This is a genomic window from Micromonospora sp. CPCC 205554, assembly GCF_036902745.1.
Lineage (GTDB): Bacteria > Actinomycetota > Actinomycetes > Mycobacteriales > Micromonosporaceae > Micromonospora > Micromonospora tulbaghiae.
Window position 1 is genome coordinate 1 of sequence record NZ_JBAKHP010000036.1, and the last position, 13,750, is coordinate 13,750.

12 protein-coding genes and 1 pseudogene are annotated in these 13,750 nt (G+C 72.6%); 7 read left to right on the forward strand and 6 right to left on the reverse strand.

What is annotated here, in order from left to right; all coding sequences use genetic code 11:
- Together V6U82_RS28285 and V6U82_RS28290 are read right to left on the reverse strand one after the other, a co-directional pair.
- Positions 1 to 204 (reverse strand): annotated as a pseudogene (locus tag V6U82_RS28285) (glycosyltransferase family 4 protein); the annotation flags it as partial.
- A gap of 55 nt (positions 205 to 259) precedes the next feature.
- Positions 260 to 2,203 (reverse strand): amylo-alpha-1,6-glucosidase, encoded by a 1,944-nt coding sequence (locus V6U82_RS28290; protein ID WP_334466508.1) that lies wholly within the window; start codon positions 2,201 to 2,203, stop codon positions 260 to 262.
- A gap of 42 nt (positions 2,204 to 2,245) precedes the next feature.
- Between V6U82_RS28290 and V6U82_RS28295 the strand changes: the two genes are divergently transcribed.
- Positions 2,246 to 4,966: an MGH1-like glycoside hydrolase domain-containing protein gene (locus tag V6U82_RS28295; RefSeq protein ID WP_334466511.1), complete on the forward strand. Its 2,721-nt coding sequence runs from the start codon at positions 2,246 to 2,248 to the stop codon at positions 4,964 to 4,966.
- Positions 4,967 to 5,066: 100 nt separating this feature from the next.
- Here V6U82_RS28295 and V6U82_RS28300 read toward each other — a convergent pair whose 3' ends face one another.
- Positions 5,067 to 6,392 carry a hypothetical protein gene (locus V6U82_RS28300; RefSeq protein WP_334466514.1) on the reverse strand — a complete coding sequence of 442 codons (1,326 nt, stop codon included), beginning with the start codon at positions 6,390 to 6,392 and terminating at the stop codon, positions 5,067 to 5,069.
- A gap of 138 nt (positions 6,393 to 6,530) precedes the next feature.
- On the opposite strand from V6U82_RS28300, the gene V6U82_RS28305 reads away from it, so the two are divergent.
- From V6U82_RS28305 to V6U82_RS28315, 3 genes are all read left to right on the forward strand, one after another.
- Positions 6,531 to 7,229 (forward strand): HAD family hydrolase, encoded by a 699-nt coding sequence (locus V6U82_RS28305; protein ID WP_334466516.1) that lies wholly within the window; start codon positions 6,531 to 6,533, stop codon positions 7,227 to 7,229.
- Positions 7,230 to 7,251: 22 nt separating this feature from the next.
- Positions 7,252 to 8,037 (forward strand): DUF4184 family protein, encoded by a 786-nt coding sequence (locus V6U82_RS28310; RefSeq protein ID WP_121685279.1) that lies wholly within the window; start codon positions 7,252 to 7,254, stop codon positions 8,035 to 8,037.
- A 388-nt stretch (positions 8,038 to 8,425) separates the two neighbouring features.
- A complete protein-coding gene (locus V6U82_RS28315) occupies positions 8,426 to 9,127 on the forward strand; it encodes an AMIN-like domain-containing (lipo)protein (protein WP_334466521.1) in 702 nt (233 codons plus the stop codon).
- Between the two features lie 12 nt (positions 9,128 to 9,139).
- Here the strand turns inward: V6U82_RS28315 and V6U82_RS28320 are convergent, their stop codons facing one another.
- From V6U82_RS28320 to V6U82_RS28330, 3 genes are all read right to left on the reverse strand, one after another.
- Positions 9,140 to 9,421 (reverse strand): SCO0607 family lipoprotein, encoded by a 282-nt coding sequence (locus V6U82_RS28320; RefSeq protein WP_258544981.1) that lies wholly within the window; start codon positions 9,419 to 9,421, stop codon positions 9,140 to 9,142.
- A 70-nt stretch (positions 9,422 to 9,491) separates the two neighbouring features.
- On the reverse strand, positions 9,492 to 9,767 hold the full coding sequence (locus V6U82_RS28325) for a hypothetical protein (protein WP_013287312.1): 276 nt from the start codon (positions 9,765 to 9,767) through the stop codon (positions 9,492 to 9,494).
- 47 nt (positions 9,768 to 9,814) lie between these two features.
- Positions 9,815 to 10,246, reverse strand: coding sequence for a hypothetical protein (locus V6U82_RS28330; RefSeq protein WP_128137538.1), 432 nt, complete (start codon positions 10,244 to 10,246; stop codon positions 9,815 to 9,817).
- A 396-nt stretch (positions 10,247 to 10,642) separates the two neighbouring features.
- Between V6U82_RS28330 and V6U82_RS28335 the strand changes: the two genes are divergently transcribed.
- Genes V6U82_RS28335 through V6U82_RS28345 form a run of 3 tightly spaced genes read left to right on the forward strand, consistent with a single transcriptional unit; the run spans position 10,643 to position 13,750 of the window.
- A complete protein-coding gene (locus V6U82_RS28335; protein WP_128137537.1) occupies positions 10,643 to 11,926 on the forward strand; it encodes an ABC transporter substrate-binding protein in 1,284 nt (427 codons plus the stop codon).
- Positions 11,923 to 12,912, forward strand: a complete 990-nt coding sequence (locus V6U82_RS28340) for a carbohydrate ABC transporter permease (RefSeq protein WP_334466532.1) — start codon at positions 11,923 to 11,925, stop codon at positions 12,910 to 12,912. Before V6U82_RS28335 ends, V6U82_RS28340 begins: the two co-directional genes overlap by 4 nt.
- A 1-nt stretch (position 12,913) precedes the next feature.
- Positions 12,914 to 13,750 (forward strand): carbohydrate ABC transporter permease, encoded by an 837-nt coding sequence (locus V6U82_RS28345; protein ID WP_026268483.1) that lies wholly within the window; start codon positions 12,914 to 12,916, stop codon positions 13,748 to 13,750.

Consider the following 13,750-nt stretch of genomic DNA (forward strand, 5'->3'; position numbering starts at 1 on the left):
GGCGACCGACAGCGCGTGGACGTGGCGGCCGAGGCCACCGACGAGCACCGGCGGGTACTCCCAGGAGAGCAGCAGCACCCGCAGGCGCCGGGCGGGCTGGATGTCGATCACTTCGGCGTCAGCTGACACGCGGCCCCCTTTGAGTTGTGGCGTCCCCACCCCGGCGGCGGCGTCGCCGCGGTGTCCGGTGGGGTCGGCACCCATCCTGCCGAGGGGTCGATAACCGGCGGCGACACGCCGGTTGCCGGTCTGTAACGCGTTACCGGCGCATCCGCCGCGCGCGCAGCAGCTCGGCCACCGACCACGCCTGGAACGGGCAGCCCGTGGCCCCGTGCGGCGGCGCGCCGTCGGCGGTCTCGCTCACCGAGCCCAGACCGTCCTCGGCGAGATGGCCCACGAGACCCACCAGCAGGTCGTCGGCGGGCAGCCCGGCCCGGCGGTACGCGTCCAGCAGCGGTCCGGTCAGCCACGGCCAGACGGTGCCCTGGTGGTAGGCGGAGTCCCGCTCGGCGGGTCCGCCCCGGTGCCGCCCGGTGAAGCCGGGGGAGTCCGGGGCGAGGCTGCGCGGCCCGAGCGGGGTGAACAGCGCCTCGGTGATCCGGCGCAGCGTGGCCTCGTCCGGCTCCAGCGGCGCGTGCGGCAGGGACCAGGCGAGCAGCTGGTTGGGGCGCAGCAGGTCGTCGTCGTGGTGCGCGGCCCCGCCCAGCGGGTACGCGGGCGCGGGGGCGTCGACCACGTCGTGGAGCCAGCCGGCCGGGGCGGGGAAGCGCTCCCGGAACGCGGTGCCGGCCCGGTGGTGCAGGTCGTGCAGCGCGGTGGCGTCGCGTCCGGCCAGCTCGGTCAGCTCGGCGAGCCCGGCCAGCCCGTTGATCCACAGCGCGTTGACCTCGACCGGTTTGCCGGTACGCGGGGTCACCGGCACCCCGTACACCCGGGCGTCCATCCAGGTGAGCGCCACGTCCGGTGGGCCGCCCTGGGCCAGCAGTCCGTCGGCCGGGTCGACGCCGATGCCGTACCGGGTGCCCGCCACGTGCGCCTCGACCACGCGGTGCAGCGAGGGCAGCAGCTCGTCGCCCAGGTCGGTGTCGCCGGTGACGGTGACGTGCCGGTGCACCGCGTGCAGGAACCACAGCGTCGCGTCGACGGTGTTGTACTCGACCCGGCCGGTGTCGGCCGTGTTCGCCAGCATGCCCTCGTTCAGCGTGGCCGCGTACGCCCGCAGCAGGTCCCGGCCCTCGTCGGCCCGGTTCGTGCACAGGAACAGGCCCTCGTAGGAGATCATCGTGTCCCGCGACCAGGCCCCGAACCACGGGTAGCCGGCGACCACGTCCGGGCCGGTGGTGGTGCGTACCACGAACGCGTCGGCGGCCAGCGCCAGCGTCGCCTCGACCGCGTCGCCGGGTTTCGCCGCGGCCACCACGGCCCGGCTGCGCCGCCGGGCCGCCTCGACCACGGCGGTCGCCGGTGGCGGCTCCTCGGCCAGGTCGTCCGCCCAGGCCAGCACCGACACGGTCGCGCCCGGCTCGTCGAGCGCGCCGGTGAACCGGCCCGCGTACCAGAGGTCCTCGTCCGGATGCAGGCCGCGCTCGGCCTCCGTGCGGTGGCGGACCCCGTGCCACCACTGCCCCTCCGGGGTCCAGTCCGGCCCGGCCAGGCGGTACGCGCCGTCGACCACGGCGCCGCCGGCCGCCGGTTCCAGCCGGGGCGCGGGGCCGTCGGCGCGCCGTTCGCCGTGCGCGTCGCGCCAGGTGCAGGCCGCGGCCAGGTCCAGCCGCACCGGGCCGCCGGAGATCAGCCGGTGCACCACCGCCACGCAGGAGCGGCCGTACGTCATGGCGATCTCCCGCTCGATCACCACGTCGCCGATGCGCCACCGCCAGCGCGGCACCCCGTCGGCGAGGTCGAAGTGCTCCAGCAGCTCGAAGCCGCGCGGGTCGACCACGCCGGAGGACCACTCGTGTGCGCCCAGACGGACCTGCCGCCCCGAGGGCAGCGTCACCGCCGGGTCGAGGCTCACCAGTCCCACCTTGCGGGACGCCGGCGTGTCAGCGGCCACCACGAGCAGCCCGTGGTACCGGCGGGTCCGCAGTCCGGCTACGGTGCCCATCGCGTACCCGCCGCGCCCGTCCGTGACCAGCCATTCCCGCGTGGCGGCGGCGGACAGCTCGCCGCAGACCTGCGGCCCGAAACGGATGTCGATCAACTTTCCTCCACCGGCAGCGAGGTGTGACATGCCACGGCGACAATGGCCGCTGTGGAGAAGTACCCCGGCGGCGTCGAAGATGTGCCAGTGATCACCGACCGGTCGACCTCCGCGTCCCCCGACCCCGAGCGGCACCGGCTCGCCCAGGCCGACGCCGGGGAGCAGGACTGGCGCGCATGGGGCCCCTATCTGTCCGAGCGGGCGTGGGGGACGGTACGGGAGGACTACAGCGAACACGGCACGGCGTGGGACTACTTCCCCCACGACCACGCGCGGTCCCGAGCGTACCGGTGGAACGAGGACGGCATGGCGGGCGTCTGCGACGACCGGCAGACGTTCTGCTTCGCGCTCGCGCTGTGGAACGGGCGCGACCCGATCCTCAAGGAGCGGATGTTCGGCCTCGGCGGCGACGGCGGCAACCACGGGGAGGACGTCAAGGAGTACTGGTGGTACCTCGACAGCACCCCGACGCACTCCTTCATGCGCTGGCGCTACCACTACCCGCAGGCCGCGTTCCCGTACGACGAGCTGGTCGCGGTGAACGCGCTGCGCGGCCGGGACGACACCGAGTACGAGCTGGTCGACACCGGCATCTTCGACGACGACAGGTACTGGGCGGTCACCGTCGACTACGCCAAGGCGTCCCCGACGGACATGTGCGTGCTGGTCACCGTGGCGAACCGGGGCGACGAGGACGCGACGCTGCACGTGCTGCCCACGCTGTGGTTCCGCAACACCTGGGCGTGGGGGCTGCCCGGCACCGACCGGATGCCGAAGCTGACCGGCGAGACGGCCGGGGAGCGGGCGGGCGCCCGGCTCGTCGGTGAGCACTGGGTGCTCGGCCAGCTCCTGCTGGAGGGCGACGGCGACCCGGTGCCGCTGCTGTGCGACAACGAGACCAACGCCGAGCGGCTGTGGGGGCTGCCCGGGCGGTCCCCGTACCCGAAGGACGGCATCAACGACCACGTCGTGGCCGGCGCGGCCACCGTCAACCCGGACCGCACCGGCACCAAGGGCGCGCTGCACTACGTGCTGGACGTGCCGGCCGGTGAGCAGCGGCAGATCCGGCTGCGGCTGACGCGTACCGCGCCGCCGCCGACCGCCGCGCCGCCAGCGCCGGCCGACCTGGGCGACGGGTTCGACACGGTGCTGTGGGCGCGCCGGGCCGAGGCGAACCGGTTCTTCGACAGCGTCATCCCGGCCGCCGCCACCGCCGACGAGGCCCTGGTCGCCCGCCAGGCCATCGCCGGGCTGATGTGGGGCAAGCAGTTCTACCACTTCGACGTCGAGCGCTGGCTGGCCGGCGACCCCGGCTCCGCGCCGCCGCCGGCCGGCCGCCGGCACGGGCGCAACAGCGCCTGGTGGCACATGAACAGCTTCGACGTGATCTCCATGCCGGACCCGTGGGAATACCCCTGGTACGCCGCCTGGGACCTGGCCTTCCACTGCGTCACCATCGCCCGGGTCGACCCGGGCTTCGCCAAGGAACAGATCCTGCTGCTGCTGCGCGAGTGGTACCTGCACCCCAACGGGCAGATCCCGGCGTACGAGTGGGCGTTCGGCGACGTGAACCCGCCGGTGCACGCCTGGGCGGCGCTGAAGGTCTTCGAGATCGACGGCGCCCGCGACCACGAGTTCCTCGCCCGGGTGATGCACAAGCTGCTGCTCAACTTCACCTGGTGGGTCAACCGCAAGGACACCGGCGGCAACAACGTCTTCGAGGGCGGCTTCCTCGGGCTGGACAACGTCGGCCCGTTCGACCGCTCGGCCGCGCTGCCGGTCGCCGGGACGCTGGAGCAGTCCGACGGCACCGGCTGGATGGCCATGTACGCGCTCAACCTGCTCGACATGGCGATCGTGCTGGCCGAGCACGACCGCGCGTACGTGGACACCGCCACCAAGTTCTTCGAGCACTTCGCGTACATCGCCGCGGCGGCGTACCACCAGGGGCTCTGGGACGCCGAGGACGCGTTCTTCTACGACGTGCTGCGGCTGGCCGACGGCACGAAGGTGCCGCTGAAGGTCCGCTCGGTGGTCGGGCTGCTGCCGCTGGCGGCGGTCACCCGGCTGACCGCCCGGACCATGCGCCGCCTGCCCGAGCTGGGCGCGCGGCTGCGGTGGTTCCTCACCAACCGCCCCGAGTACGCGGAGGTGATCGGCGCCCGCCGGCTCGGGCCGGACGGCCGCCAGCAGCGGTTGCTGTCGATGGTCGCCCCGGACCAGGTGGTGCGGCTGCTGGCGCGGATGCTCGACACCGACGAGTTCCTCTCCGAGTACGGGCTGCGTACGCTGTCCCGGGCCCACCTGGACAAGCCGTTCACGGTCACCCTCGGCGGGCAGGAGTTCAGCGTCGGCTACGAGCCGGCCGAGTCGACCAGCGGCCTGTTCGGCGGCAACTCCAACTGGCGCGGCCCGATCTGGATGCCGACGAACTTCCTGCTGATCAGCGCGCTGCGGGACTACGCCGCGTTCTTCGGCGACGACCTCCAGGTCGAGTACCCGACCCGGTCCGGGGTGAAGCGCACGCTCGACGAGATCGCCGACGACCTGTCCGCGCGGCTGATCTCCCTGTTCACCCGCGACGGCTGGGGGCGGCGGCCCATCTACGGGGCGGCGCAGCTGTTCCAGACCCACCCGGACTGGCGCGACCTGATCTGTTTCCCGGAGTACTTCCACGGCGACAACGGCGCCGGCCTGGGCGCCTGGCACCAGACCGGCTGGACCGCGCTGGTCGCCGACCTGATCCTCACCTTGCGTCGCTGACGCGGCCGATCCTCACCTTGCGTCGCTGACGCGGCCGATCCTCACCTTGCGTCGCTGACGGGCGCGGGGCGCGGCGGGAGAACCGCCGCGCCCCGCACGCTCACGGCAGCGGCAGGAACGCCAGCCGGGCGTGGTACTCCCCGGCCACCGTCACGGTGTCGCTGCCGACCCACAGGCCAGTGTCGGTGGCGTACAGCTCCTGGGTGCCGACACCCCGGTCCTTGGTCGGGTTCCAGGGCAGCGCCTTGCCCGTGGCCGGGTGGATCGCCCCGACGCCCGGCCGGGACACCGCGCCCGGACCGGCCGAGTTCCGGCCCTGCGGGTTGTCCAGCCAGCGCTGGTGGCCCCCGACGTAGACCGCCGCGCCGGTCACCGCCACCGACAGCAGCGTGTCGCCGCCGGTGTAGTTGGCCCAGGCCGGCTGCTTGCCGCCGGTGGCAGTGCCGAACTCGAAACGCGCCGCGGTGTCGCAGAGCGTGCCCGGGAACGGGCCGCCGGTGGTGACCACCGCGAACCAGGTGCCGTCCGGCGAGATGTCGACGCCGCGCATGTAGACGGGCATCGTCCTCGCGCACTGCGGCTGGTAGCGGTCGGTGGCCCAGCCGGAGAGCGTGGCGCCGGCCGCGCTCAGGTCGGCGACGGCGATCTGGTGCCGCGCCACGCCCGCGACGCTGCTGAAGCCGCCCACGAACACCAGCCGCCGGCCGTCGGCGGATACGTCCAGCGCCTCGACCTTCACCGGCGCGGTGGCGCCGGAGGTGGTCTTGCGCGGACCGGCCAGGTTCAGGCTGACCGACGCGTCGGCCGCACCGGTGGTGGCGTTCACCGCCGCCAGCCCGCGCCGGGTCACCCCGCCGACGGTCTGGAACGCGCCGCCGACGATCAGCCGGTTGCCGACCAGGCGTACGTCGTTGACCTGGTTGTTCAGCGCCGGCGTGGTGAACCCGGCGACCCGGGCGCCGGTGGCCGCGTCGATCCGGGCCAGCCGGGACGCCGCCGTGCCGTTGACAGTGGTGAACGCGCCGCCGATGTAGAGCGAGCGGCCGTCCGGCGCGGCGGCGAGCGCCTTGACCGCGCCGTTGACCTGCGGCCGGAACGTGGTGTCGATCCGTCCGGTTGTCGCGTCGAGAGCCACCAGGCGGGGCATCGCCAGCTGGGCCGACTGACCGGCGTTGCGCACCTTGGTGAACGTGCCGGCCACGTACACGCGGTTGCCGATCTGGAGGATGCGGTGGACGGTGCCGTCCAGCGCGTGCGGCGTCCAGTCGACCGGGTTCGTGCCGACCACTGTGGTGTGTGCGGCGTTGACCGCGAGCGCCGGGGATCCCGGCAGCGCCGCGCCCCCGACGGCGAGCGTCGCGGCCACCGCGACGGCCGCGCGGCGCCGGCCCCGGCGCCCGGGTGGGTGATCGGGTGAGATCGTCATGGCGGAAGCATGCCGTCCCACCAGGGATTCCGCAGTCGGGTAGGCGCCGGTAACCGCCCGCCGACCGGATAATCCGCGTGGCCCGTCCGGCGACCGGGCAGTACGGTGTGCGAGGTCCGCGAGGGGGAGGGGGACGCGATGCCGTGGCGCCGGGACGCCGCCGTGCTGGTCTTCGACGCCGACGACACGCTCTGGGAGAACAACGTCCTGTTCGAGCGCGTCATCGACGACTTCCTCACCTGGCTCGACCACCCCACGCTGGACCGGGCCCGGATCCGTGCGGTGCTCGACGACATCGAGCGCGCGAACGCCGTCGCGCACGGCTACGGCAGCAAGGTCTTCCTGCGCAGCCTCGGCGAGTGCCTGGAGAAGCTGCGCGAGCGTCCGGCCACCGTGCGGGAGCGCGCCGAGATCGAGCAGCTCGCCGCCGCGCTGGTCGGCCACCAGGTCGAGCTGATGCCGGGCGTGGCCGAGACGCTCGACGACCTGGCCGGGCGGCACGAACTGCTGCTGCTGACCAAGGGCGAGCGCGAGGAACAGCAGCGCAAGCTGGACGCGTGCGGGCTGCTGCACCACTTCCGCGCCGCGCACATCGTGCCGGAGAAGGACGCGGACACGTACCGCTGGCTGGCCCGCGAGCACGCCTTCGACCCGGCCGCCGCCTGGATGATCGGCAACTCGCCGCGCTCGGACATCCTGCCCGCGCGGGCCGCCGGGATGAACGCGGTCTTCATCCCGAACGAGAACACCTGGGTCCTGGAGCACGACGAGCTGGACCCGTCCGACCAGCGGGTGATCCGGCTGGCCGCGTTCCCCGACCTGGTCCAGCACTTCTGACCGGGCCGGTAACGTCCGGGACGTGCCGCTGACCTTCCCGTCGCACCTGGCTCCGGTGCTGCCGCTGAAGCGGTGGCGGCCGGACTGGTTCGACGGGGTGGCGCTGTGCACCGGCGCGGTCGCGCCGGACGTCGGGTACCTGGTCACCGGCACGCCGCTGGCACTGAACCTGCGGACGCACACGCTCGGCGGGCTGCTCTGGTGGTGCCTGCCGGTCGCCCTCGTGTACGCCTGGGTCGTACGCCGCGTGGTCGCCGGCATCGCGGTGCACCTGCCCGCGCAGCGGTTGTTCGGCTGGCCCTGGTACGCGACGCTGGCCCGGGTCCGTCATCCCTGGCAGGTCACCGTCTGCTCGGCGCTCATCGGCGCGTTCAGCCACGTGGCGTGGGACCGGATCAGCCACAGCGAGCGGCTGCCCCGGCTGCTCGGCGTCTCCGACTTCCACGCCGTGACCGGCGTGTACTGGTACCAGTTCGCAGACCTGGTGGCCGGGATCGGCGGCGCGCTGCTGGTGGCCGTCCTGGCCGTGCACGAGGCCCGCCGCGGGCTGCGGACCGACGGCGTACGCGAACCGGCGCCGGAGGCGAACCCGAACGTGTTCTGGCGGGTGGCGCTGGCGGTCACCGGGCTCGGTGCGTTGCTGATGCCCGCGCTGCCGGCCGCCGGTGTGCCCGCCCCGGCGGGCGTACGGGCGCTGCACGTGGCCGCGCTGGCGCTCGTCGCCGGGGCCGTCGCGGCCCGGACCGTGCCGCAGCGGCCCGCCGGGCGCAGTCCGCGTCTCGAAGTCGAACAGCGCGAAACCGGCTGACCCCGTTACGCCGACATGCCGCAATTCCGCATAGACATCAATCACAACCGCAGCCGCCGGTCGTCGCTTGTCCGGCCTGCGCGGACGCGCCTAACCTGAGCCGGCGTCCACGCCTCGTCGGGGTGAGACGGGGGCGCACCGGAGTCCGGTGGTAAGAGCACCGTGGAGCTGAGTGCGGGCAGACCGGCTCGCCGTGCGGAACCCGGCGAAAGGCGTCGTGCCACGCCTGCCGGTTCCCGCGGCGCAGACCGCTACCCAACCGGACGGCCGGGGTCAGGACCGGGGAGTTGCGGACCCGGTCCTGACCCGTCCGGCACCCCTCCACCGCCCGACGGATTCCGGTGGGACGCCTCTGGTGCGCGGGCCGGTCACGGAGCGACACTGAGTCATGACACCTCAGCGCGTACCGCTGCTCGCCGGCCTGGTCGTGCTGCTCGCGGTGGGCTGCACGGCGACCGGCCACGACGGCGCTTCCCCGGCGCCCACCCCGACGGCCGCGGCGGCGTCCGCGCCGGCCGCGAGCGAGGCGCCGGAGGCAACGCCCACCCCGCCCGTGCCGACGGAGGCCGTGTCGACCGCCGGATCCTGGCGCGTCACCTGGGGCTGGGCGGTGCCCGGCGGGCCGGTCCGGGTGACCCACCGGGTACGGGTGCCGGTCACCCCGCCGCCCGGGGAACCGCTGCCCGTCCTGGTGGCGGTCGACGTCGGCGACCATCCGGCGGAGGGGTTCAGCCGGATCACGTTCGCCTTCCGCGGACCCACCCCGTCCTACGAGGTCGCGTACGTGCCGCAGGTGGTGACCGAGGGGCGGGGTGCGCCGGTCACGCTGCCCGGCACGGCGTACCTGTCGGTGCGGTTCGACCCGGCCCAGGCGCACGACGCCCGCGGCGGCGGGACGGCGGACCTGCCGCCGGCGGCGATCCGTTTCCCGACGCTGCGTGGATGGGCCGTGGCCGGCGACTTCGAGGGCCACCTCGGCTTCGGGCTCGGCCTGCGGCCGCCCGAGGGCGGCCGGCTGCCGGTGCGGCTGGGGGAGGGCGACCGCCCCGACGGCACCCACGTCGTCTCGGTCGACGTCCGGCGGAGCTGACGCGGCCCCGCCTCAGCGGTCGATGATGTCGTTGTTCTCGTCGATGCCGTGGGTACGCCAGTAGACGTCCCACTCGTCGTCGACGTGCTTCGGCTCCTTGCCCTCCGGGTAGCGCACGTACGGCGGCATCGGTTCCTCCCCGTCCGGCACGCAGGAGCTGCCGCCCTGCGGGCCGACCGCGATCACCGGGTACTCGCCACCACCACAGATGCTCTGCCGCAGGGAACAACCGGTGGTCGCCATCAGCCCGGCCAGCCCGAGCACGGCAAGAACGATCATGATTCGAGTTCGCACGGGAGAATTCTCGCCGCCGCGGGCGGACCCGCCATCGGTACGCGTACTCAAATCCTGTGCCGCCGCCGGCTCAGGTCAGCTCGCCCCGCACGATCGCCACCGCCACCCGGCAGAACTCGTCCATGTCCGGCTGGAACCCGGCCGCGATGTCCGGGTGCAGGCCGGAGCGGGTCTCGTCGAGCAACCGACGGCAGACGTCCTCCACCGGCTCGCCCGCGTAGCCGGCGCGAACCCGGTCGGCGGCCGCCTGCAGGGCCGAGGTCAGCTGATCCTCCAGCGGGCCGCGCAGCTTCTGCTGCACAGGGTCGAGCCCGCTCGGATCGAGCGTGACATGTGGCTCCGACATCGGCACTCCCTTCCTCGGCGTCCGCGGTACCCCACCGCGGACGCCGGTCAAACCATCGTCGGTACGGCCGACACCCGGACCAGATACGAGAACTCCTCCGCCGGCTCCTCGACGTACGACAGCCGGCGGATCTGCCGGTCGTCGGCCCAGAGCGCGACGTCGACCAGCACCCCGAGGTGGGCGAGACCGATGGTGGAGACCCGCTTCTTGTCCTGGAGCACCGCGCACACGCCGCCCAGCAGCGTGCTGGCGTCGGAGGTGCGGTGCCCGGGCGGACAGCGCAGGGTCAGGTCCACCTCGACCGGCCCGGTCAGCGGGGTCCACCCGGTGCGCTGAGCCGCCGTGCAGGCGGCCTGGAGCAGGGTACGGACCCTCGTCGCCTGCCGGTGCCCGGCGGCGAAGATGGACAGGGCCTCGGTCTTGACCGGGGGCAGGCCGCTCACCTCGAACGTCAGGGCGATAGCGCGGGTGTCCTGCACGACGGCACCTCCTCGGGGGAATCCTGCCCAACCGGGGAACGCGCGCACGGCGCTTCCCGTCAGAACCAACCGATCGGGCGGGCGATGGGGGACGGCCGGAGGCGCATCGGCGTCGACGGCGACGCGCCGGCTACGGAGCCAGCCTCACGCTAGTGCAGACCGCTGACGCTGGGTAGCCTCGCCGTTTCACTACGTGGGACGACGTGTCGACGTCCAGGCCCGGTTCGTGCCGTCGCCGTCACATGTCCGTGATGTTTCGCTCCGTCGCAGGTCGGGCACGTTCAGCCGCACGACACGCCCGGGGCGTCGGGCGATCGGGCCGATGCCCCGGTCGTCTCGCCGTGCGCCGGGGCGCGGGTCACTCCCCGGTTCTTCGCCGAAGAGAGGGGGAGGGTGATGACGACAGTCCCCGACACGGCCGCACGGCGGCCGGCCGGACGCGCGGCGGCAGCGGCCGCCGCGCTCGCATTGGTGGCCCCGCTGGCCGCCTGCGGATCCGGCGGCGACGGCGGCGTCCCCACGATCAACCTGTACTACCCGCCCGAGCAGAACCTGCAGAAGGTCGTCGACACCTGCAACACGCAGGCGCAGGGGCGGTACCGGATCGACTACCGGGTGCTGCCGCGCGAGGCCGACGAGCAGCGGGTGCAGATGGTGCGCCGGCTCGCCGCGCAGGACAGCGGGATGGACGTGCTCGGCCTGGACGTCACCTGGACGCAGGAGTTCGCCAGCGCGAAGTGGATCCGGGAGTGGACCGGCCAGGACAAGGCCGAGGTCGAGCAGGGCACGCTGGCCGGCCCGCTGGACACCGCCCGGTACGAGGACAAGCTCTACGCGGCGCCCAAGAACACCAACGTGCAGCTGCTGTGGTACCGGTCCGACCTGGTGTCGCAGGCGCCGAAGACCTGGGACGAGATGATCTCCGCGGCCCAGCAGCTCAAGGAGCAGGGCAAGCCGTACCAGGTGCTCACCATGGGCGCCCAGTACGAGGGCCTCGTGGTCCTCTACAACACGCTCGCCGAGAGCGCCGGCGGCAAGATCCTCAGTGACGACGGCAAGAAGGCGGAGATGGACGCCGGCGCGGTGCGCGCGCTCGACCAGCTCAAGAAGTTCGCCACGTCCGGCGTGACCTCGCCGTCGTTCAGCAACGCGCTGGAGGACCCGGTACGGCTGGAGTTCCAGTCCGGCAAGGGCGCGTTCCAGGTGAACTGGCCGTTCGTGTATCCGGCGCTCCAGGAGGCCAACCCCGAACTGGCGAAGAACGTGAAGTGGGCCCGGGTGCCCGGCATCGACCCGGACACCCCCAGCAAGGTCACCATCGGCGGGGTCAACCTGGCGGTCAGCACCTACTCGAAGCACCCGGAGGAGGCGTTCGAGGTGGCCCGCTGCCTGCGCAACGCCGAGAACCAGAAGTTCTCCGCCGTCAACGACGGTGTACCGCCCACCATCGAGGCCGTCTACGACGACCCGGAGATGACCGAGGCGTACCCGATGAAGGAGACCATCCTGGAGGAGCTGAAGGAGCCGGCGGTCCGGCCGCTGACCCCGGCGTACCAGAGCATCTCCACGGTGATGTCGGCGATCCTGTCGCCGCCGTCGGCGATCCGGCCCGAGCAGACCGCTGACGAGCTGCGCAAGGCGATCTCCGACGCGCTGGAGTCCAAGGGAGTTCTGCCATGAGCGTGAACGCCACGCCGGCCGGCGCGCAGGCCGCCGCCGAGCAGCCCGGCGGCCGGCACGCCGCCGTACCGGAACAGCGGTCCCGGCGCGGCTCCCGTGCCCCGCTGAGCGAGAACAAGCGCGCCGAGCGGCGCCTCGGCTGGCTGCTGTGCGCACCGGCCGCGCTGGTCATGGTGCTGGTCACCGCGTATCCGATCCTGTACTCGGTCTGGTTGTCGCTGCAGCGCTTCGACCTGCGCTTCCCCGACGAGCGGCAGTTCGTCGGCCTGGAGAACTACGTCACCGTACTGACGAACGACTTCTGGTGGACCGCGTTCGGGGTGACCGCGCTGATCACCGTGGTGACCGTCGCGGTCGAGCTGGTGCTCGGCATGGGCCTGGCCATGATCATGCACCGGACGCTCGTCGGCCGGGGGATCGTGCGCACCGCGGCGCTCATCCCGTACGGCATCGTCACCGTGGTCGCGGCGTTCTCCTGGCGGTACGCCTGGACGCCGGGCACCGGCTACCTGGCGAACCTGTTCGACGGCAGCGCCCCGCTGACCGAGCGGGCCAGCTCGCTGGCGATCATCATGCTGGCGGAGATCTGGAAGACCACCCCGTTCATGGCGCTGCTGCTGATGGCCGGGCTGGCGCTGGTGCCGGAGGACCTGCTCAAGGCGGCCTCCACCGACGGCGCGACGGCGTGGCAGCGGTTCACCAAGGTGATGCTGCCGGTGATGAAGCCGGCCATCCTGGTCGCGCTGCTGTTCCGCACGCTCGACGCGTTCCGGGTCTTCGACAACATCTTCGTGCTCACCAACGGCGGCAACGAGACGTCGTCGGTGTCGATGCTCGCCTACAACAACCTGATCCGGGGCCTGAACCTCGGCATCGGCTCCACGATGTCGGTGCTGATCTTCATCACCGTGGCGATCATCGCCTTCGTGTTCGTGAAGCTGTTCGGCACCGCTGCCCCGGGCAGCGACGATGGGGAGAGGCGCTGACATGGCAGTGGAAACCACCACGCGGGCGAAGGTGCGCTGGGGCCTGCTGGACGTCGTGGTCGTCGTCTTCGCGCTGGTCCCCGTGCTCTGGATCGCCTCGCTGTCGTTCAAGACCCCGGCCACGCTCACCGACGGCAAGTTCTGGCCGCGGGAGTGGACGCTCGACAACTACCGGACGATCTTCGACACCGACCAGTTCGTCCGCGCCCTGGTCAACTCCATCGGCATCGCGCTGATCGCCACCACGATCGCCGTGGTGCTCGGGGCGATGGCCGCGTACGCGATCTCCCGCCTCGACTTCCCCGGCAAGAAGCTGCTGGTCGGCGTCTCGCTGCTGATCGCGATGTTCCCGCAGGTGTCGCTGGTGTCGCCGCTGTTCGAGATCGAGCGGCAGCTCGGCCTGTTCGACACCTGGCCCGGACTGATCCTGCCGTACATCACGTTCGCGTTGCCGCTGGCGATCTACACGCTGTCGGCGTTCTTCAAGCAGATCCCGTGGGACCTGGAGAAGGCGGCGAAGATGGACGGCGCCACCCAGGCACAGGCGTTCCGGCGGGTGATCGCGCCGCTGGCCGCGCCGGGCGTGTTCACCACGGCCATCCTGGTCTTCATCTTCTGCTGGAACGACTTCCTGTTCGCGATCACGCTCACCTCGACCGAGCGGTCCCGCACGGTCCCGGTGGCGCTGCAGTTCTTCACCGGCGAGTCGCAGTTCGAGGACCCGACCGGGGCGATCTGCGCCGCCGCCGTGGTGATCACCGTGCCGATCATCCTGTTCGTGCTCTTCTTCCAGCGCCGCATCGTCTCCGGTCTGACCTCCGGCGCAGTCAAGGGATAG